The organism is Variovorax sp. VRV01, assembly GCF_014852545.1.
Lineage (GTDB): Bacteria > Pseudomonadota > Gammaproteobacteria > Burkholderiales > Burkholderiaceae_C > Variovorax > Variovorax beijingensis_A.
Genome location: NZ_JACVBS010000015.1, coordinates 143,802 through 161,887 on the forward strand (window position 1 = coordinate 143,802; position 18,086 = coordinate 161,887).

18 protein-coding genes are annotated in these 18,086 nt (G+C 64.8%); 6 read left to right on the forward strand and 12 right to left on the reverse strand.

Features of this window, described 5'->3' with window-relative positions:
* Position 1: 1 nt before the first annotated feature.
* Positions 2 to 700, reverse strand: coding sequence for an amino acid ABC transporter permease (locus IB278_RS24290; protein ID WP_192326007.1), 699 nt, complete (start codon positions 698 to 700; stop codon positions 2 to 4).
* Positions 701 to 725: 25 nt separating this feature from the next.
* Entirely contained in the window at positions 726 to 1,550 is an 825-nt protein-coding gene (locus IB278_RS24295; RefSeq protein WP_225613126.1) for a transporter substrate-binding domain-containing protein, read from the reverse strand.
* A gap of 178 nt (positions 1,551 to 1,728) precedes the next feature.
* Here IB278_RS24295 and IB278_RS24300 point away from each other — a divergent pair, with 178 nt between their 5' ends.
* Together IB278_RS24300 and IB278_RS24305 are read left to right on the forward strand one after the other, a co-directional pair.
* Positions 1,729 to 2,661 (forward strand): LysR family transcriptional regulator, encoded by a 933-nt coding sequence (locus IB278_RS24300; RefSeq protein ID WP_192326009.1) that lies wholly within the window; start codon positions 1,729 to 1,731, stop codon positions 2,659 to 2,661.
* Positions 2,655 to 3,551 carry a LysR family transcriptional regulator gene (locus IB278_RS24305; protein WP_192326011.1) on the forward strand — a complete coding sequence of 299 codons (897 nt, stop codon included), beginning with the start codon at positions 2,655 to 2,657 and terminating at the stop codon, positions 3,549 to 3,551. The genes IB278_RS24300 and IB278_RS24305 overlap by 7 nt, the downstream gene beginning before the upstream one ends.
* 102 nt (positions 3,552 to 3,653) lie before the next feature.
* Here the strand turns inward: IB278_RS24305 and IB278_RS24310 are convergent, their stop codons facing one another.
* The 4 genes from IB278_RS24310 to tnpC form a co-directional block, all read right to left on the reverse strand.
* Entirely contained in the window at positions 3,654 to 4,157 is a 504-nt protein-coding gene (locus tag IB278_RS24310; protein WP_192326013.1) for a hypothetical protein, read from the reverse strand.
* The gene (locus tag IB278_RS24315) at positions 4,154 to 4,660 is read right to left on the reverse strand and encodes an IS66 family transposase (RefSeq protein ID WP_412556335.1); all 507 of its coding nucleotides are present in this window, start codon (positions 4,658 to 4,660) and stop codon (positions 4,154 to 4,156) included. The genes IB278_RS24310 and IB278_RS24315 overlap by 4 nt, the downstream gene beginning before the upstream one ends.
* 135 nt (positions 4,661 to 4,795) lie before the next feature.
* A complete protein-coding gene (locus IB278_RS24320; RefSeq protein WP_192326017.1) occupies positions 4,796 to 5,314 on the reverse strand; it encodes a hypothetical protein in 519 nt (172 codons plus the stop codon).
* A gap of 28 nt (positions 5,315 to 5,342) precedes the next feature.
* Positions 5,343 to 6,602 (reverse strand): IS66 family transposase, encoded by a 1,260-nt coding sequence (tnpC, locus tag IB278_RS24325; RefSeq protein WP_318646701.1) that lies wholly within the window; start codon positions 6,600 to 6,602, stop codon positions 5,343 to 5,345.
* Here tnpC and IB278_RS24330 point away from each other — a divergent pair.
* Positions 6,498 to 7,226, forward strand: coding sequence for a LysR substrate-binding domain-containing protein (locus IB278_RS24330; protein ID WP_192326019.1), 729 nt, complete (start codon positions 6,498 to 6,500; stop codon positions 7,224 to 7,226). The genes tnpC and IB278_RS24330 overlap by 105 nt on opposite strands.
* A 200-nt stretch (positions 7,227 to 7,426) precedes the next feature.
* Here the strand turns inward: IB278_RS24330 and IB278_RS24335 are convergent, their stop codons facing one another.
* On the reverse strand, positions 7,427 to 8,353 hold the full coding sequence (locus tag IB278_RS24335; RefSeq protein WP_192326021.1) for a LysR family transcriptional regulator: 927 nt from the start codon (positions 8,351 to 8,353) through the stop codon (positions 7,427 to 7,429).
* Between the two features lie 120 nt (positions 8,354 to 8,473).
* Between IB278_RS24335 and IB278_RS24340 the strand changes: the two genes are divergently transcribed.
* Together IB278_RS24340 and IB278_RS24345 are read left to right on the forward strand one after the other, a co-directional pair.
* Entirely contained in the window at positions 8,474 to 9,433 is a 960-nt protein-coding gene (locus IB278_RS24340; RefSeq protein WP_192326023.1) for an alpha/beta fold hydrolase, read from the forward strand.
* A gap of 65 nt (positions 9,434 to 9,498) precedes the next feature.
* Positions 9,499 to 10,290, forward strand: a complete 792-nt coding sequence (locus tag IB278_RS24345; RefSeq protein ID WP_192326025.1) for an SDR family NAD(P)-dependent oxidoreductase — start codon at positions 9,499 to 9,501, stop codon at positions 10,288 to 10,290.
* Between the two features lie 207 nt (positions 10,291 to 10,497).
* On the opposite strand, the gene IB278_RS24350 is transcribed toward IB278_RS24345, so the two are convergent.
* From IB278_RS24350 to imuA, 5 genes are all read right to left on the reverse strand, one after another.
* Complete coding sequence (locus IB278_RS24350) at positions 10,498 to 10,770, reverse strand: hypothetical protein (protein WP_192326027.1); 273 nt, start codon at positions 10,768 to 10,770, stop codon at positions 10,498 to 10,500.
* 104 nt (positions 10,771 to 10,874) lie between these two features.
* Positions 10,875 to 11,216, reverse strand: coding sequence for a hypothetical protein (locus IB278_RS24355; protein ID WP_192326029.1), 342 nt, complete (start codon positions 11,214 to 11,216; stop codon positions 10,875 to 10,877).
* Between the two features lie 271 nt (positions 11,217 to 11,487).
* Positions 11,488 to 14,610 carry an error-prone DNA polymerase gene (locus IB278_RS24360; protein ID WP_192326031.1) on the reverse strand — a complete coding sequence of 1,041 codons (3,123 nt, stop codon included), beginning with the start codon at positions 14,608 to 14,610 and terminating at the stop codon, positions 11,488 to 11,490.
* Between the two features lie 10 nt (positions 14,611 to 14,620).
* Entirely contained in the window at positions 14,621 to 15,979 is a 1,359-nt protein-coding gene (locus tag IB278_RS24365) for a Y-family DNA polymerase (protein WP_192326032.1), read from the reverse strand.
* Positions 15,921 to 16,670, reverse strand: coding sequence for a translesion DNA synthesis-associated protein ImuA (gene imuA / locus IB278_RS24370; RefSeq protein WP_318646702.1), 750 nt, complete (start codon positions 16,668 to 16,670; stop codon positions 15,921 to 15,923). Before imuA ends, IB278_RS24365 begins: the two co-directional genes overlap by 59 nt.
* A gap of 260 nt (positions 16,671 to 16,930) precedes the next feature.
* Here imuA and IB278_RS24375 point away from each other — a divergent pair, with 260 nt between their 5' ends.
* Positions 16,931 to 17,854, forward strand: a complete 924-nt coding sequence (locus IB278_RS24375) for an SOS response-associated peptidase family protein (RefSeq protein WP_192326036.1) — start codon at positions 16,931 to 16,933, stop codon at positions 17,852 to 17,854.
* Positions 17,855 to 18,086: the final 232 nt, after the last annotated feature.

Sequence of the window (18,086 nt, forward strand, 5' to 3'; positions counted from 1 at the left end):
CTTATCTCGATGGAGTGCGCATGCGCTTAGAGACGATCACGCCGATGCCCATCAGGCCCAACGACACCGCGAGGTAGAACGCCGTAGCGAGCGTGTAGGCCTCGAAAGTGCGGAAACTCTGGTTCTCAATCTCACGCACCACGTAGGTCACCTCCGCCGCGCCAAGCGCCATGGCTAGGCTGGTGTTCTTGAACAGGATCACCGTGTGGTTGATGAAGGGTGGTAACGCCGTGCGCATCGCCTGAGGCAGTTCAATGAAGCGCATCGTCTTAAGGAAACTGAGGCCCAGCGAACGGGCTGCTTCGTGCTGGCCGTGCGGCACAGAACGCAGGCCACTCCGGACGTCCTCACAGAAGTAGGCCGACATACACAAACCAATGGCGATGGAGGCGAAGATCAGCTCGCCGTTGTTGGCATTGATCCACGACTGCATTGAATCGGGCAGCAGCGTAGGGATGCCGAAGTACCACACGAACAGGTGTGCAAGGATGGGAACGTTCTGTTGGTAGGACACCCATGCAGCGACGAGCCGCTCGGCGACCGGGTTGCCGCTCACGCGAAGTGTGGCCAGGGCCACGCCGAGGGTGAACGCGAGAAGCCAGCTAGCGGCCGTCAGCAGACCCGTGAATTTGATCCCCGCGATCAGGTGGTCGAGATGAGGGGCCGCCAGGAGCGAGCTGAAGTTCAGACTGATGGACATGACGGCCTCTGACTTCGTTACCCGATCAACCCTTGATCTGCTCGATCGAGAAGTCGCGCTTCATCTGATAGGTCGTGGCGGGGCCCATCCACTTGTCGAAGATCTTCTGTGCTTCCCCCGAATTTTCCAAAGAGTCCAGCGCCTCGTTGACAGCCTTCTCCAGTCCAGGCTCGCCCTTGCGCAGACCCAGACCCCAATATTCGCGTCCCACCGGCGGGCTCAGCACCTCAATGGCGCTGTCGGTTCCCAGCTTGGTGATGAAGCGACGCATCAGCGATTCGGACAGCACGTAACCATCGACCTTGTTCTGCACGAGTGCCGTGAAGGCAGAGGGCGCATCGTCGTAGCTCACCAGTTGCGCCGTGGGCACCACCTTTTGCATCAGCGGGATGTTGCTGGAACCCTTGATGGTGGCCACTCGCTTGCCGGCGAGGTCATCGCGCTGTTTGAAGGCGCCTTTCTTCGCGGCGATCGATTGGTTGCTCACAAAGTAGGCCTTGGAGAAGACGATCTGCTCGGCGCGTGCCGGGTTGTAGCCCAGCACGGCGGCCAGGATGTCCACGCGGCCTTGCGTGAGTTCGGGAATACGTGCTTCGAGCGAGATCACCTTGGGCTCAGCCTTCAGGCCCATCTTGGCGGCCACGGCCCTGCAGAAGTCGACGTCGTAGCCGACCACTTCGCGCGTCGCCGTGTCCTGGAACGCAAAGGGTTCCAACGTGCCGACCACGCCGCAGGTAAGCGTGCCCTTCGCCTTGGCATCCGCCAGTTGATCCGCGTGCGCCACGCCGACCGCAGAAAACAGGCCAACGATGGCCAGGGAGTAAATGAGCTTGCCGAGTTTCATGATCATCGCTTTCAAGAGGTGGAGGAACGGGCGGTTTCCTTGAGCGGCCTGAGCAGGAGACTTAGGCGGATCGCTGTCGGGTGGATGTATTGTCAAAAACCGTCTATATTCCGTAAAGAGATATTTGCAGATCTTTGTCTATTCCTTTCTGAGAATCAAACATAGGGCAAACCCAGGACCAAACGTGACAACCTTTCGTGAACTCGAGGCCCTTGTGGCCGTGGTGGAGATGGGGTCATTTAAGGGCGCCGCCCGCAGCCTGAACACCTCGCAGTCCGCGGTTTCCCGGCTCATCCAAGACTTCGAGTTGCAGTTCTCTCTGCCTTTGTTTACACGCGATCAGCGCGCAGCGCGTCTGACGGTGGCTGGCCAGGAGGTGCTACGCGTGGCCCGCGCCGCGCTCCGTCAGCGCGCCACGCTGATGGAGCGCTTCTGCAGCGCCGCGCTAGTGGCGCCGACGCTTCGCATGGGCGTAACGGAGCTAGCCGCAGTAACTTGGATCCCGCGCTTCGTCGGCCACCTGCGCGCGCGCTACCCTCGGTTGCATCTTGAGGTCCAAGTGGAATCCTCCTCCCAGTTGCACGATGACGTACGTGCCGGACGCCTAAGCTTGGCTATAGTTATTGACGTGGTACGCACCACCGAGATGGCGCGTATCCCGGTGGGCACTGCCAGTACTGGGTGGTTCTGCGCGCCAGGCTTCAAAGCCGCGCACAGCCTGTCGCTGCAGGAACTCGAACGTCAGACGCTGCTGCTGCAGGGTAGTTCGTCCGGTGCAGGCAGGCGGTTGGATGCGTGGTTTCGCGCGCATGCGTTGGAGCCGGCGAACGTGATTCAGAGCGACAGCCTTAGCGCCTTGTCCGGAATTGCCGCGGCCGGGTTGGGCATAGCCCACTTGCCGCGAGCAGTGGCCGTTGACGCGCTATTGCGCGGACAATTACGCGAGGTGCAGTTGCCAGTGAATTCGCCCGATTTGCAGTACGTGGCCATTGGACGTGTTGATATGGTCTCCGCCTTCCATCGCGCGGTGATCGATCTGGCGCGGCTTCACTGCGACTTTGATACCCCATTCCACTCGCTGCCGGCCCCCTGGTGCCGGGAGGACGGCCCATGTTAACCATCAAGCAGATCCAGACCTTCTACTGGGTAGCGCGCCTGGGCACCTTGAACAAGGCGGCGGAGAAGCTTTACATCACGCAATCGGCCGCGACCAAGCGGCTGCAGGAGGTGGAAGCCATCGCTGCGGCGCCGCTGTTCGAGAGCGGCGGGCGCAAGAACGTGCTCACGCCCAAGGGACAGGAAATGATGGCGGAGTGCGAGCAACTCTTCGCGCTACTGGAGGAACTGGACCTGCTTAAGGGCGCCACTCAGCAAGCGGCGCGCATCGTGCATGTGGGCCTGACCGAGCTGACTGCGTTGACCTGGTTCGGCCGCTTCATCCGCGCGATGAAGGATATCTACCCGTCCGTCACGGTGCAGCCGGAGATCGACCTGTCATCCCTGCTGCGCCAGCGCGTGGAGGAGGGCCGGCTAGACTTCGCGATCCTTCCCGACCCACCCAACGTCGAAGGCTTGGTTCGCATGCAACTGGGAGCCGCCCCCTTCGGTTGGTTCGCGGCGCCCGGTACCTTCGCGCCCAATGTTGCACATCCGTTGCGCGATTTGGCAGCCTATACGGTCATTGAGCAGAGCGCCAATTCCATCATCACGGAACTGTGCGCGCAGTTATGGGAAAGCGCGGGGGTTCAGCCCGACCGCATCTACGGCGGCAACAACATCAATGCGCTGGCCGGGCTGATCTCTGCCGGTGTGGGCATCAGCTGCCTGCCGGTGGCGATGTTCACACAGGAAATCGAGCGTGGCCAGTTGCAGTTGGTGCAGACAGAGCCGGCCGCGCCGCAGGTGCTCTACTACTTCTGCTTTCTCAAGCACTTGCACTCGGCACTGGGCTACGGCGTGGCGGACATTGCGCGGCGCTCGTTCTCGCTCACGCACCAAACACGTTGACCGTCCCTCTCAATCGGCAGATACCCGCAGCAGGGTATCAACAAGGAATTAAGAGTTCACCGTGAGCGTCCAGCCATCCCATCTTGACCGGCCGCACGCGGGTCACTTGGACTGCAGCTGCGCTCCGACGTAGGCAACGCACTCCACGAGGTTGAGGGCAGCCAGCAGCAAGAACTTCTCGGCGTCAGTTCGCACGCCCAGCAAGTCGTGCTCGCCAAGGTAGCCGTACACGAACGCGAGCAGGTAGCGCTCGGGATGGTCGACGCAGAACTTCGTGATCATCTGCGCGACGAGGTCTGGCGGCACGCCCTCGGTGAACTGCATCGTCGCCGTCAGCCGCTGCAAGCAGGTTTCCTGGACGTCTTCAGAGATCGTCGGCACGGCGTGCCCGCAGTGCTTCATGGCCTGGAAGGCGACCAGCAGAACGTGGATCGGCACCTCAAGCTGCAGCATGTCGACTCCGTAGCGAGGCAACACAAGAATGGAGGCCAGCAGGTTGGGCTGCTGGACGTAGATTTCGTCAGCCAGCTCAACCTTCTGTTGCGCGCTCATGCGGTCGACGTCGATGTTCGCCCGGCCCATCACGGCCTGCGTGAGCAAGGTCATGGTGCCGCGTTGGACGCTGGCTGCCATCGGTGCGGCAGCAAGTCCTCGATCTGGCTGGCGCGCTGCGTCGGCAGGCGCTGCAGCACATCGCGCAGGTAGGCCCAGGGGTCATGGCCGTTCAGGCGCGCCGACTGCACCAGGCTCATCACGATGGCGGCGCGTTGGCCAGCCAGTTCACTGCCCACGAACATCCATGCCTTGCGCCCCATGGCCCACGGCTTGATTTGGCGCTCGAGGTGGTTGTTGTCGATGGCGACCGCGCCGTCATCCAAGTGCCGCGTCAGCGCGGCCCAGTGCCCCAGCGTGTAGTCGATGGCCTTGGCCGTCGGGCCGCCGTCGGCCACCAGCCGGCGCTCCAGTTGTAGCCAGTGCTTGAGCTCTTCCCATAGCGGCCTGGCGAGTTGCTGACGTTGCGCCCGGCGCTCGTCATCGCTGAGCTCTTTGAGCTGTGCCTCGACCCCGTAGATGCGCGCGAAGCGACGCACTGCCTCCAGGCCCACCACGCTGGTGCCGTCGTGCGTCAGCTCTTCGAAGTTGCGGCCGCGCGTGCGCGGCGCAGGCGGCGCCCAAGCGGTCCGGATACAGCCGCGGATCAACCGTAATAGTCCGCGCGAGGCCGTTGTTGACGGCTGGATGGTTTAGGGCGTGATGTCTGTGACGTGCTGAAGCAGAGCGAACGCCACGCGCCATGCGCGGCCGTCGCAGTGGACGGTGGCTGTGCGCTGGTTGATCCGAACGATTTCTCCGACATGGCGCTTGAAGCTTTGGTCGGTGAAGCTCACGCGCTGGCCGACGCGGAAGTCCTGTTTGTGATGGATCTCCGGCGGCGGCCTCAGCGGTGCGGCAGTCGCGGGTGAGGATGACGTGGCTGCCTGCTGATCATCGACAGGTACGACGGCCGCATACAGCACGCTGAAGCGCTGTTTGCTTTGCTCATCGATCAGTGTGACCTGCCGGTCTTTCATCGCCGCGATGCGAGCCTCGCGCAGCTTGCCGGTCCCCCAGTCCCAGTACTTCACCAGTTGGCCCATGTGCAACTGCGAGCGCGCCTGCACGATGCGCCTGGGGTCGGCCATGAGTTGCTCGATGACCCAGCTGAGCTGGTACAGCTCAGCGCTGGTGGCCATGGGGAGATCTTCGATCTGCTTGACACGCATGCTGGCGATTTTGCCAGCGGCGATGCGCTCAGGCCGCGAGCTTGTCAGTCGGCTGTGAGCTCGTCGGCGCCGCCTTGGCAAGCTCACTGGCGACCGCCCACGGCAGCAACTCGTCGATACGGTTGCTCGGATGGTCGGCGATGCGTTCGAGCACGTGGCGCAAGTAGGCCTGCGAATCAATGCCGACGAGCTTGGCCGAGCCGATCAAGGTGTAAATCACCGCCGCGCTGTGCCCGCCGTTGTCCGAGCCGAGATGCAGGTAGTTCTTGCGGCCGATCGCCACGCCGCGCAGCGCGCGCTCGGCCGCGTTGTTGTGCGCTTCGATCCGGCCGTCGTCGACGAAGCGCGTCAGCGCCGTCCAGTTGCTCAGCGAGTACCCGATCGCCAACGCCATCGGCGACTTCGCCGAGACCTGCGACAGCGCGGTGTCGAACCATGCCTTCAGGTCGCCCAGCATTGCAGCGGTGCGTTCCCGGCGAACCCGCATTCGCTCGTGCGGCGGCTTGCCTCGGATCTCGGCTTCCACCCCGAAGACCTTGCCGATGCGCTGCAGCGCCTGGTGCGCCAGCGTTCCGCCGAGCTTGTGCTGGCGCTCGTGGATGTCCCACAGCTTGCGCCGTGCATGGCTCCAGCATGCCGCCTCGACCACCCGGCCGTCTTCATACAAGGGGTGGTAGCCAGCGAAGGCATCCGCTTGCAGGATTCCCTTGAAGTGCCGCAGATGGCGCACGGGGTGTTCGCCCCTGCGGTTCGCCGAGTACTGGAACCACACCGCCGGCGGCGCTGTGTCGCCGCTGGGGCGGTCATCCCTCACGTACACCCACAGGCGTCCAGTGCGCGCCTTGGCACCGGCGCCGCCGAGCACGCGGATCGGCGTGTCGTCACCGTGGATCTTGTCAGCCGCCAACACGTAGCGGCCGATGGCGTCGGCCAGCGGGCTCAGCAGGCGTGCCGCCTGCGCCACCCAGTCGGCCAGGGTCGAGCGCTGCAGATCCACGCCTTCACGGCTGTAGATCTGGCACAACCGGTACAGGGGCGTGTGGTCGCAATACTTGCTCACCAGCACGTGCGCGAGCAGGCCGGAGCCGGCCATGCAGCGATCGATGGGGCGACTTGGTGCGGGCGCCTGGGTGATCGTGCTGCAGCGCGTGCAGGCGAGCCTGGGGCGAACGTGGCGCACGACATGGAAGCTGCCCGGCTCGTAGTCGAGTACCTCCGAGACGTCCTGGCCGATCTCGCGAAGACCGCGGCCGCAGGCCTGGCAGTTGCCCGCGGCGGCGCTCACCACGTTCCCCTTACTGTTGCAGCAGTCTCCACGTTTGCGGTGGGCTGGTTGATGCCCCGACTCGAGTCGTTCCAGAAGAACCATCCCTTTGTCGACCTGCGCCTCATGACTCACAACAACAAGGTCGACCTAGCGGGAGAGGGCCTGGATTTCGCCATCCGATTTGGCGAGGGCGCTTGGCACGGAACGCATGCCGAGTTGCTGCTCGACGCGCCACTGACTCCCCTTTGTACCCTCTCGATCGCGCAACGGCTCGCCAGCCCGGCAGACCTCTTGGGAGAAACGCTGTTGCGCTCCTATCGCAGCGACGAGTGGGGCCGATGGTTTGCCGCGGCAGGAGCGAGCGCATCGCCTAGGACTATGCGAGGGCCTGTGCTCGATTCCTCCCTGGCGCTAGCGGCAGCGGCCGCGCAGGGGGCCGGTGTTGCCTTGCTTCCGGCGAGCATGTTGCAGCACGATCTGGAGATGCGTCGACTCGTTCGGCCCTTCGCCGTAGAGGTCAGGGTGGGCAGCTACTGGCTCACTCGACTGCAGTCAAAGGCTCCATCACCGGCCATGACGCAATTTCGCGAATGGCTGCTAGGAGGGGCCGCCGCAGTGTGCAAAACCACTGAAACGGCCATCTAGTGCATAAACTGCCCGCGAACCCGGCAAACTGGCCAAGCGTCTTCGGGCCATCTCAAGCCTTCTGCTTTCATGACCGCTCTCGGGAAGGCCCGATGTCCGCCTAGGGCCGCCCGTTGCGGACATCGGGCCTCCCCGAAAGCGGTCACTAGAACCGAAGGCTTGGAACGAGCCTGAAGCAGCCCTGCTGACGACCATGACGGTCACTGGCGAAGCGGTGCCAGTTCGCCATCCTGCGGCGGCGTGGCCCGCAAGGCATCAACCAGAAAATCAACCATCACCCGCACCTTCGCGCTGAGGTGGCGACGGCTTGCGTAGATTGCCAAGATGTCGATGGGAGGCATGCGATAGGCAGGCATGACCTCGATCAATCGACCAGCGCGCACATCCTCACCAATCACAAAACTCGGCTGCCAGATCACACCGGCGCCGGCGATGGCCGCCGCGCGAGCGGTGCTGCCGTTGTTGGCCCGTATTGCCCAGCGGACCCGTACCGATTCCAGCGTCCCGCCAGGGCCGGCGAATTGCCACTCATCGGATGTCGCACCGTACGTGTAGCCCAGGCACAGGTGCCGCGAAAGGTCCGCCGGGACCTTGGGCATGCCATGGATCGCAAGATATTCGGGTGAGGCACAGACCAGGTTTTCCGAACAGCCCAGGCGGCGCGCAATATGGTTTCCGGATGTGGTCCGCGAGATGCGAATGGCCAGATCGTAGCCTTCCTCAACGATATCGACCACGCGGTCGATGAGCGCGATGTCGAGTTCGACATCGGGATACTTCGCCATGAACCTCGGCCACAGGGGCGCCAGCACGAGGCTGCCGAAACTCAGTGGCGCGTTTATGCGCAGGCGCCCACGCGGCTGTAGTGACGCCGTGGTCGCCAGCGCCTCGGTCTCCGCCACCTCTTCAAGAATCGATTTGGCCCGGTCGAACAACGCTTCGCCGCCTTCGGTGAGTGACAAGCGGCGCGATGTGCGGTTGATCAGTCGCGTGCGCAAGTGCGCTTCCAGCTCGCTGACGTAGCGCGTCACGTTGGCCGGGGAAGTGTCCAGCGTGTCGGCGGCCTTGGTGAAACTGCCACGCGCGACCACGGTGACGAACACCTCGTAAGCACGCAATCGGTCCATGGGCGTCGTATCCAATCATTCAGGAAAGCTGAATGAGTAAACCACTTTTGGAGCCTTTCTGGAAGTGAAGCTGAATCATAAATTCACGTCACCCCAGCAACCCACCCAAAGGAACTCACCATGACCGACACCCAAGCGACCTTCACCCCCACCCCCAACCGCCGCGCACTGATCGCCAGCGCAGTCGCCTTCGGCGCCGCCATGGCCATCGCCCCCACGGCGAACGCCGCCCCTGCCGCCGACGCGGTGCGCGGCTTCCGCTCAGGCAGCGCGGAGGTCAACGGCACCCGCATCAACTACCGCATCGGCGGCAGCGGACCGGCCATCGTGCTGCTGCACGGCTATGCCGAGACCGGACACATGTGGAACCCACTCATGCCGCTGCTGACAAAAACGCACACCGTGGTCGTGCCCGACCTCCGGGGTGCAGGCGATTCGTCAAAGCCCGAGACGGGTTACGGCAAGAAAAACATGGCCGTGGACATCCACGAACTGGTTCGCTCGCTCGGCATCCATAACGTGAGCATCGTCGGACATGACATCGGGCTGATGGTGGCCTACGCCTATGCCGCCCAGTTCCCTGCGGAGACCGACAAGGTAATACTCATGGACGCGTTCCTGCCCGGCATCGGCGATTGGCAGCACGTCTGGCTTCTGCGCGACCTCTGGCATTTTCATTTCCACGGCGCCACGCCGCTGGCGCTGGTGAGTGGGCGCGAGCGCATCTACTTCGAGCATTTCTGGAACGACTTTGCAGCCGACCCCCGGCATTCGGTGCCCGAAGCCGATCGCCGCTTCTATGCCAGGGCCTACGCCCAACCCGGCGGCATGCGCGCCGGATTCGAATACTTCAAGGCCTTCGAGCAGGACGCCGCCGAGTTCGCCGAACTGGGCAAGACCCCGCTGCCCATGCCGATGCTGGTGCTCTCCGGTGAAAAGGCCGGCGGGACATTCCTGATCGAGCAAGGCAAGATGGTCGCGACCAATGTGCAAGGCGTGATCATCAAGGGTTCCGGACACTGGCTGATGGAAGAGGCGCCCGACCAGGTCATCCCGGCGTTGCTCACCTTCCTGGGCTGAGGGCACACGCGCCACACAGCAGAACCCAATCGAAACTCACATTCAACCGACCAAAAGGATTCGACATGGAACTTCAACTCAATGGCAAGCTCGCCCTGGTGAGCGGCAGCACCGCCGGCATCGGCTACGCCATCGCACACACGTTGGCGCAAGAGGGTGCCAGCATCGTCGTCAACGGCAGATCGCAGACTTCAGTCGACGAGGCGGTGGCGCGCATCCGATCGGAAACGAAGGGCACGGTGTTCGGCTATGCCGGTGACCTCAGCCGCGCCGACGCGGCCGAAGAGGTCGTGCGCCGATACCCCGGCATCGGCATCCTTGTCAACAACCTGGGCATCTTCGAGGCCAAAGCTTTCGAAGACATCTCCGATGCAGACTGGCAGCGCTTTTTCGACGTCAACGTGCTGAGCGGCGTGCGCCTTGCGCGGCTCGTGCTACCGGAGATGAAGCGGGCAAACTGGGGAAGAATCATCTTCATCTCGAGTGAAAGCGCAGTTCAGATACCGACCGAAATGATCCACTACGGTATGACGAAAACCGCGCAGATCGCAGTTGCGCGCGGGCTTGCGGAATCGGTTGCCGGTACGAACATCACCGTGAACAGCGTGCTTCCGGGCCCGACGAGATCGCGTGGCGTCGGTGACTTCGTGGAAGGGCTCGCGCGTTCGAGCGACAAGAGCTTCGAGCAAGTCGAGGCAGAGTTCTTCCAGCACATCCGCCCGACATCGTTGATCAAGCGCTTCGCCACGCCGCAAGAAGTGGCCTCGCTCGTGGCATACGTGGCAAGTCCGCTCGCGTCGGCAACGACGGGCGCGGCCCTTCGTGTCGACGGTGGGGTCGTCAAGAGTGCCTTCTGACGAAGGCAGGATGAATGGCATGGCCAACGAACTTGTCAGTCAGCGCTACTGTTGCGGCTTGCTGTTCCTTGGCGGGTGGACGTCGGCTGGTTTTGCCATGACCAAATGAATCACCTTCCGCGCGTGCCGCATTTGAGTTCCCTGAAGGAACTCCGAGGCGGCTCAGGATGTCAGGTTGTGGCCGAACTGTGCCATAGCGACGACCGGTCAACTCTCGCGAAAACGCACCTTCAAGAAATTCAGTTCAGCGACGAGGTCATCATCGCTCAGTCCTTTGCCTACGCTGGCGGCGTCCCACGTCCAAACTGCTTGCGCGGCCTCTAAAGGGCCTTCGCTGACCAGATCAGTGACGAAGAATCCGAGAGCCGACTTGGTTGCGCCGTACCGCTGCCCGAGCTCGCGTAGCAACAACGGGAGCTTGTCGCCCTGGGCAAGCCTCGCAAGGCATCTAGAAACTTCTTCGGCGGGTATCTCGTTCATGAGCCTTTTCCTCGGCCAGTTTCGGATTTGGGCGGGCGAACGTCCGCTCACGGGCAAATTCTGCCTCGGGCTCGAGCGGCTGGTCCTGGCCGGCCGCGACCGTATCAGCAAATGAGCTGCCCAAGTTCGACAAGATCTCCGGCGAGCAGCCGAAAGTTGAGATCTTGCTTTGGGCAGATCTCCTTCCCGTCGCGGTGTATATGGATATCGACCAAGCTGCTTGCAGCTTGGCCTCTGCCTTGGAAGGTGAAGTACTTCGGCTCAGCCAGATGCGGGTCATCGGGGCTGCCAGCGAACGGAACGATTGTTGCGTTGAAACGGAGTTCATAAGCAGCCAATGCTTCGCCAAGCGTATTGACCGCAATCTCGTAGGCCAAGTCGTTGTGTGGGACTGGCGACCCGGTGTAGGTGTATCGAGAGTTCGATGGACCGAAGATCAATTGCATGAGAGTGGCGATAGGTCGGCTGAACCAGCGTTTCTATCGACTGTAGCGATTAGGGACTCGACGAGCGAGCGCTGCGCTTCACAACAATTGGCCAATCGTGACGACAGACCGGTTTTGGCCGACAGCGGCCGGATGTAAGCATAGCCCGAAGGTCGGCTTCCGCTGCATAGGAGCCGGTCACCCGGCGGCATTGGCTCGGCGCAAACCATCGGAAGTGAGAGCGCAGTCCCTGTGACCTTTACCAGGCCCTCCGCACCTTTGGTGTGTTTCCCTACCTAAAATCCCGGCTCACCGTCGCCGCCGCCAGCCGTCCCAGCAAGGGCGTCAGATCCTCCAGCCGCGCCGCCACCAGGTTCTTCACCGCTCCCTCGCGCTGCCATGTGCCATGAACGGCCATGAGCCGCGCGCCGAGCAGTTGCTGGCGCTGCGCATCCCGGAGGCTCTTCCACACGATCACCTGCACCACGCCCGTCTCGTCTTCCAGCGTCACGAAGATCGTGCCCTTCGCGGTCTCCGGTTGCTGGCGCAAGGTCACGATGCCGCAGTGGCTCACCTGCCCGCCGTTCTCGATCCCCTCGAGATCCCGCGCCGTCATCAGGCCGCGCCGCGCCAGGCGCTCGCGCAGAAGTGCGAGCGGATGCCTGCGCAAGGTCAGCCCCGTCGAGGCGTAATCGAAGACGATCTCCTCGCCCTCGGGCGCCGCATCGAGCTCCAGAAAATCCTCGTCGACCGGCGCGCCGCGCAGCAACCCGGGCGCCGACCGGAGCCCCGCGGCTTCCCAGACCTGCTGGCGCCGGTGACCCGACAGGCTCATCAGCGCATCGGCTGCAGCCAGCAGCTTCATCTCGTGCAGTTCGAGCCGCGCGCGCAGCGCCAAGTCTTCCGTGCTGTCGAAGACCTGGTGACCACGGGCCTCGACAATGCGGTCGGCCGAGGCGGACTTGAGCCCGCCGATCATGCGCAGCCCGAGCCGCACGGCCGGTTCATGCGCCAGGTCTTCCAAGGTGCAGTCCACGTCGCTGTACATCACGTCGACAGGCCGCACCTCGACGCCATGGCGCCGCGCGTCCTGCACGAGCTGCGACGGCGAATAGAACCCGAGCGGCTGAGAGTTCAGCATGGCCGCCAGGAACTCCGCCGGGTGATGGCACTTGATCCAGCAGCTCGCGTAGACCAGCAGCGCGAACGACGCGGCATGGCTTTCCGGAAAGCCGTACTCGCTGAAGCCCTTGATCTGCTCGAAGATGGCCTTCGCGAAGCTCTCCTCGTAGCCGCGCGCGGTCATCCCGTCGACGATCTTCGCGTAGTAGTGTTCCAGCCCGCCCTTGCGCTTCCAGGCCGCCATCGAGCGCCTGAGGCCGTCCGCCTCGCCCGGCGTGAAGCCCGCCGCCAGGATGGCGATCTGCATCACCTGCTCCTGGAACACCGGCACGCCCAGGGTGCGGCCGAGCGCTTCCTTCAGGGCTTCACTCGGATAGACCACGGGCTCCTTGCCTTGGCGCCGGTTCAGGTACGGGTGCACCATGCCACCCTGGATCGGGCCCGGCCGCACAATCGCGACCTCGATGACCAGGTCGTAGAAGCAGCGCGGCTTCAGGCGCGGCAGCATGCTCATCTGCGCGCGGCTCTCGATCTGGAACACGCCGATCGTGTCTGCCTTGCAGATCATGTCGTAGGTGGGGCTGTCCTCGGGTGGGATGTCCTGCATGCCGAACACGCAGCCCTTGCGCAGCCCGATCAAATCCAGCGCCTTGCGGATCGCCGTCAGCATGCCGAGCGCCAGGCAGTCCACCTTCAGCAGTCCGAGTGCGTCGAGGTCGTCCTTGTCCCATTCGATCACGGTGCGCTCGGGCATCGAGGCGTTCTCGATCGGCACCATGCGGCACAGCGGTCCCTTCGTGAGCACGAAACCGCCCGTGTGCTGGCTCAGATGCCGCGGAAAGCCGATCAGCTGCGCGGTCAGGTGCAGCAGCTGCTGCACCTGCAGCGACTCCGCCGACAGGCCCACCTCCTGCAGGCGCTCAGGCATCACCGCCCGACCGTCCCACCACTGATGCCCTTTGGCGATCGCGTCCACCGTCTCCAGCGACATCCCCAGCGCCTTGCCCACGTCCCGGATCGCGCTCTTGGGCCGGTAGCTGATCACGACGCCGGTGATGGCGGCGCGGTCGCGCCCGTACTTGGCATAGAGGTACTGCAGCACCTCCTCGCGCCGTTCGTGCTCGAAATCGATGTCGATGTCCGGCGGCTCGTTGCGCTCCTTGGAGATGAAGCGCTCGAACAGCACGCTCATCCGGCCGGGGTCGACCTCGGTGACGCCGGTGCAGTAGCAGACCACGCTGTTCGCGGCGCTGCCGCGGCCCTGGCAAAGGATGTGCCGCGATCGCGCGAACATCACGATGTCGGCCACCGTGAGAAAGTAGTGTTCGTACTTCAGTTCGGCGATGAGCGCGAGCTCGTGCTCGATCTGCGCCTGGACCTTGGCCGGAATGCCATCGGGCCAGCGGCGGCCGGCCCCCTCGTAGGTGAGGCGGCGCAAGTACCCAGCAGGCGTCTCGCCCGCGGGCACCACCTCGTCGGGGTACTGGTAGCGCAGCTCGTCGAGGCTGAAGCTGCAGCGCGCCGCCACCTTGAGCGTCTCCGCGAGCAGCTCGGGCGCATAGGTCTGCGCGAGTCGCAGCCGGGTGCGCAGATGCCGCTCCGCATTGGGCTGCAGTTCGAGGCCGCAATCGGTCAGCGGCTTGCCCAGGCGTGTCGCGGTCATCACGTCCTGCAGCGGCTTGCGCGAGCGCACATGGAAATGCACGTCGCCTGCGGCCACGAGCGGGATCGCGGTGGCCGCGCTGACCTCGCCCAGCCGGTGCAACCACATCTCGTCGTCCAGCAGGCGCAGCTTCTCGACGGCGAACCAGCAGCGGCCGAGGAACTCCCGCAGCAGCCAGGTCCCGAGCCAAGCCAGCTGCGCCGGCATCGCCATGCGCTTGGGCGAGGCCAGCACCACGCAGCCGGCGAGTTCGGCGCCGCGGATCTCCGCGAGCTGCAGCCTGTAGCTTCCCTTCTCCGAGCTGCGCCGCAGCTGGGTGATGAACGCCGAGAGGTTGCCGTAGCCCGCCAGATCGCAGGCCAGCACGGTGAGCGTGAACGGCGGCGCATCCCCGTCGACGCGTTCATCCGGCTCGACCAGGAACTGGCTGCCGATCAGCAGCTTGAGGTCGTGCTCCTTGGCCGCCACGTGCGCGCGTACCACGCCAGCCAGGCTGCATTCGTCGGTGATGGCGAGCGCCGAGTAGCCCAGCTGCTTGGCGCGCTCGACGAGCTCGTCCGGCTGGCTGGCGCCGCGCAGGAAGCTGAAATTGCTCACGCACCGCAGCTCGGCGTAGTCGGGCAGTTCCATGGCATGTCTCTCAGGCGAAGGTGCCGTGCAGGAACCACGCCGTCTCGTCCTGCGCCAGGCGCATCTGGAAGATCCACAGCACGCCGGCATGCTCGCTCACGGCCACCCAGTAGTCGCGTGAAGCCTGCCGCGTGGTCTCCTGCGCACCGGTGTTCCCCTCGCCCTCGATGGTCGTGCGGTCCCACCATCCACCCTCGACGCGGTGCGGTCCCGCGAGCAGCTGCAGCACGCCCTGGTAGATCGGACGGTTGTGCTGGGTCGCGAGCCGCAGCGGCTTGGGCAGGATGAAGGTCGGCTGGGGCACGTCGACCATGCGGCACGCCGCGCGCGGCGCGGGCGCGGGCGCGGGCTCGGGCGCCGGGCGCCAGCGGCACATCCACTCCAGGCGGTGGTCTTCGAGGAGGACCGGGCGCAGCACGCGGTCGGGACCGAGGCGGGCCGCGATGCGCTCGAGCACGAGCGCCAGGCTCTCGCCCGATTGCCTTGCCTCCGGCAGCATCGAGAGGCTCTTCTCCTCGAGCGACTGCACCTCGGTCGCCAGCAACTCCAGGTCGCCCACGGGCGCGAGCAGTTCGACCTTGCCCAGGTGCTCGGCCAGCAGCCGCATCAGGTGCTCGGTGTCGCGCGTGGCCTGGGCGGTACGCACGGTGAGCTCGCCGCCGTCGCCGGCGGCCTTGGCGCGCATCGCGTCGTGGCACCAGCGCAAGGTGAAGGCGGTTACGCCGGATCGCCTCGCCATGAGCCAGCCGGCCATCTGCAGCATCAGGCGGCGCGCCCCGAACAGCATGGCCGGCGCATGCTCGACGCGCGCCATCAGCTCGAGCCTGGCATTGAAGGTCTCCGGCAGCTGGGCCCAGGCATAGGTCTCCGGGCGCAGCCCGTAGGCCTGGTCGAGGGTCGCGAGCAGTTGGGCATCGAAGCGGCGGCTCAGGCCGCCGCGCGGCAAGGCGCGCACCTGGCCCAAGGTCCGGCAGCCGAGGCGGGCGAGCGTCGCCTGGTGGGCGGCGACCTGCGTCAGGGTCTCGATCGGCAGCGCATCGAGCAGCTGGGCGAGCGGCTTGGCGAAGCCATTCGACAAGCCCGCCCTTGCCACCGCGAGTGCGGCCAGAGCCGTGGGTGCCCAGCTCAGCTGCCGGACGCCCAGGTCGGGGCATTCCTCGCGCAAGCGCTCGACCAGGCGGCGCTTGCCGCCGAACAGGCGCAGGCTCTGTTCGAGTTCCATGACGACGGCCGGGCATTGCAGCAGCGCTTCGAGGACCGCGACGCGGGGCGTGAACTGCAGGCACCACGTCGCGAGGCCATCGAGCGCCTCAGTGCGCGGCTGCGGGTCGGCTGGCAGGCTGTCGGGAAGAAGGGCTGCCCACAACATGGGAAAGCTCCCGGGATTGGCGCGCCGCGATCAGGCGGCTCGGATGGCGAAGACGCGGCGTCAGGATGGCCTCGAGACCGCCGGGCACCGAGGGAAGCGTCAGTTCCCCCTCATGCGGCGGCCCCTTGCGCTTGAGCAGGTGGATGCGCAGTTCCCAGTCGATGCCGAACCGCGCCTGCAAACGCAGCGGTGCGGCCGAGGCCTCGTGCTCGGCGGCGGCCGGCCGACACAGGATGACCGGACCGTCGCAGCCCTGGGCGCAGACCTGCAGCCGGCGGATCTGCTCCTGGCGGGCCTGCGGCAGCCAGCTGACCAGCATGCCGGCGGCATTGGCCTTGATGAGCTGCTCGGTCGCCCAGAGGCGCTCGACCGGCTTGTCGGCGGCGATCCAGACCAGGTGGCGCTCGTCGAGGCCCAGGTGGCGCAGGCCCGGCAGATGGGGCGCCTTCGGCGGGCCGATGACCACGATCTGCTTGCCCTGCGCGACCAGCGTGCGCATGGCGGGGGCGAGCAGTCGCCATTCGAGCACCGAGGGCTGGACCTGCAGCACCTCGGTCAGGGACTGGCACGGCCAGCCGCCGCCCGGCAGTTCGGCGTCGAGGCGGTCGAAGCCCGTGCCGACGGCAGAGGTGACGGGCGTGCCGAGTGCATCGCCGTGCCAGACCGCGGATTCGATGGCGTGGGGCAGCACGACCGACGGACGCCGTGGCTGCGCTGGCCGAGAGGAAATCTGAGCGGGCGAGGGCGCTTCGCTGCCATCGGCCCATGACAGGGGGATGGCCACAAGGACTCCGATAACTGTATGGATATACAGTATCCTTCCGGTCCGGGAAGTGAGCAAGAAGGTTTACAAATTCTGTCCGCGATCTCGCCAGGTGAAAAAATCTCCCCGACGATCGCCTAGATGAAACCCGGTCCCGGCCGAGCGGCCTCCTCGCCACAATGGGCCGCATGTGCTACTCAGCCCAGATCCGTGCGGACTACAAGCGGTTCTTCCGCCTGTTCGGCGGCGTCCTGTCGCTGCGGGCCTTTGCCAAGCTGTACTACGAGCGCCAGGGCAATCCCAGGATCAAGATTCCGAAGGCCATGGACGCGGCCTTCATGGACCCGGAGTCGGACGAAGAGCGGGAGATCAAGGGCCTGATCGATGCCTTCAATGCCGAGCAGGCCACCAAGCTCGAGCAGGACCTCTTCACGCAGCGCAAACGCCTGGCCGATGCCGAGCGCAAGCTCCAGGTCAAGACGACGAAGAAGGCGACGGAGGACCTGCGGATCGCCACCGCGAAGGTCGAATGGGGACTGGGCAAGCTGGCGGATCTCAGGCGGGTCGAGTTCGAGCCGCGGGACGCGCGGATCTTTCCGGGGGTGTACGCGCCGGTGATGATCTGGGAGGACGGCCAGCGGGTGGTCAAGCCCATGCGCTACCAATGCCGACCCGCCGGCAAGCCGGCGAAATACGACATCCTCTATCCGGGCACCTACAACGCCCGGCGCGACAACCTGGAGGGGTTCTGGAAGGAGGTCTTCGGCTTTTCGCACGGGATCATGGTCGTCAATGCCTTCTACGAGCACGTCAAGCGGGACGGCGAGGATGTGGTGCTTGAATTCAGGCCGCGGCCGCAGCAGGACATGCTTGTGGCATGCCTCTGGTCGGAGTGGTCGGGACCGGGCGAGCCGGACCTGCTCTCGTTCGCGGCGATCACCGATGAACCGCCGGAAGAGATCGCCGCCGCCGGCCACGACCGCTGCATCATCCCGATCAAGCCGGAGAACGTCGACGCCTGGCTGAAGCCGAATCGCGCGAATCTTGAGGCTTCGTACGCGATCCTCGATGACCGCGAGCGGCCGTATTACGAGCACAGGTTGGCGGCATAGAAACCTGCGCGGCCGCCGCTTGCCGAGGTCCCTTTCACTGACGGCCGGTCCTCAGGTCCAACGCATGAACGTCGCAATCGGGCCCAAATCAGCCGGTCGCGAGCCCATGGATAGATGCCAGAGCGACACACTCGCGCGGTTCCAATGGCGCGAAAACAAACTTGCGAAAGTTCAGCGGCGCGCTGCGCGAAGGTCGGATGGCGCCAGGCTCCAATCGATGCAACGAACGCTT

Excerpts from the sequence above, each read along its gene's own strand:
- IB278_RS24290 (WP_192326007.1), bottom strand. The coding sequence starts at position 700 with ATGTCCATCAGTCTGAACTTCAGCTCGCTCCTGGCGGCCCCTCATCTC.
- IB278_RS24295 (WP_225613126.1), bottom strand. The coding sequence starts at position 1,550 with ATGATCATGAAACTCGGCAAGCTCATTTACTCCCTGGCCATCGTTGGC.
- IB278_RS24305 (WP_192326011.1), top strand. The coding sequence starts at position 2,655 with ATGTTAACCATCAAGCAGATCCAGACCTTCTACTGGGTAGCGCGCCTG.
- IB278_RS24310 (WP_192326013.1), bottom strand. The coding sequence starts at position 4,157 with ATGACCTTGCTCACGCAGGCCGTGATGGGCCGGGCGAACATCGACGTC.
- IB278_RS24320 (WP_192326017.1), bottom strand. The coding sequence starts at position 5,314 with ATGCGTGTCAAGCAGATCGAAGATCTCCCCATGGCCACCAGCGCTGAG.
- IB278_RS24330 (WP_192326019.1), top strand. The coding sequence starts at position 6,498 with ATGGAAGCTGCCCGGCTCGTAGTCGAGTACCTCCGAGACGTCCTGGCC.
- IB278_RS24335 (WP_192326021.1), bottom strand. The coding sequence starts at position 8,353 with ATGGACCGATTGCGTGCTTACGAGGTGTTCGTCACCGTGGTCGCGCGT.
- IB278_RS24340 (WP_192326023.1), top strand. The coding sequence starts at position 8,474 with ATGACCGACACCCAAGCGACCTTCACCCCCACCCCCAACCGCCGCGCA.
- IB278_RS24345 (WP_192326025.1), top strand. The coding sequence starts at position 9,499 with ATGGAACTTCAACTCAATGGCAAGCTCGCCCTGGTGAGCGGCAGCACC.
- IB278_RS24350 (WP_192326027.1), bottom strand. The coding sequence starts at position 10,770 with ATGAACGAGATACCCGCCGAAGAAGTTTCTAGATGCCTTGCGAGGCTT.
- IB278_RS24355 (WP_192326029.1), bottom strand. The coding sequence starts at position 11,216 with ATGCAATTGATCTTCGGTCCATCGAACTCTCGATACACCTACACCGGG.
- IB278_RS24360 (WP_192326031.1), bottom strand. The coding sequence starts at position 14,610 with ATGGAACTGCCCGACTACGCCGAGCTGCGGTGCGTGAGCAATTTCAGC.
- IB278_RS24365 (WP_192326032.1), bottom strand. The coding sequence starts at position 15,979 with ATGTTGTGGGCAGCCCTTCTTCCCGACAGCCTGCCAGCCGACCCGCAG.
- IB278_RS24375 (WP_192326036.1), top strand. The coding sequence starts at position 16,931 with ATGTGCTACTCAGCCCAGATCCGTGCGGACTACAAGCGGTTCTTCCGC.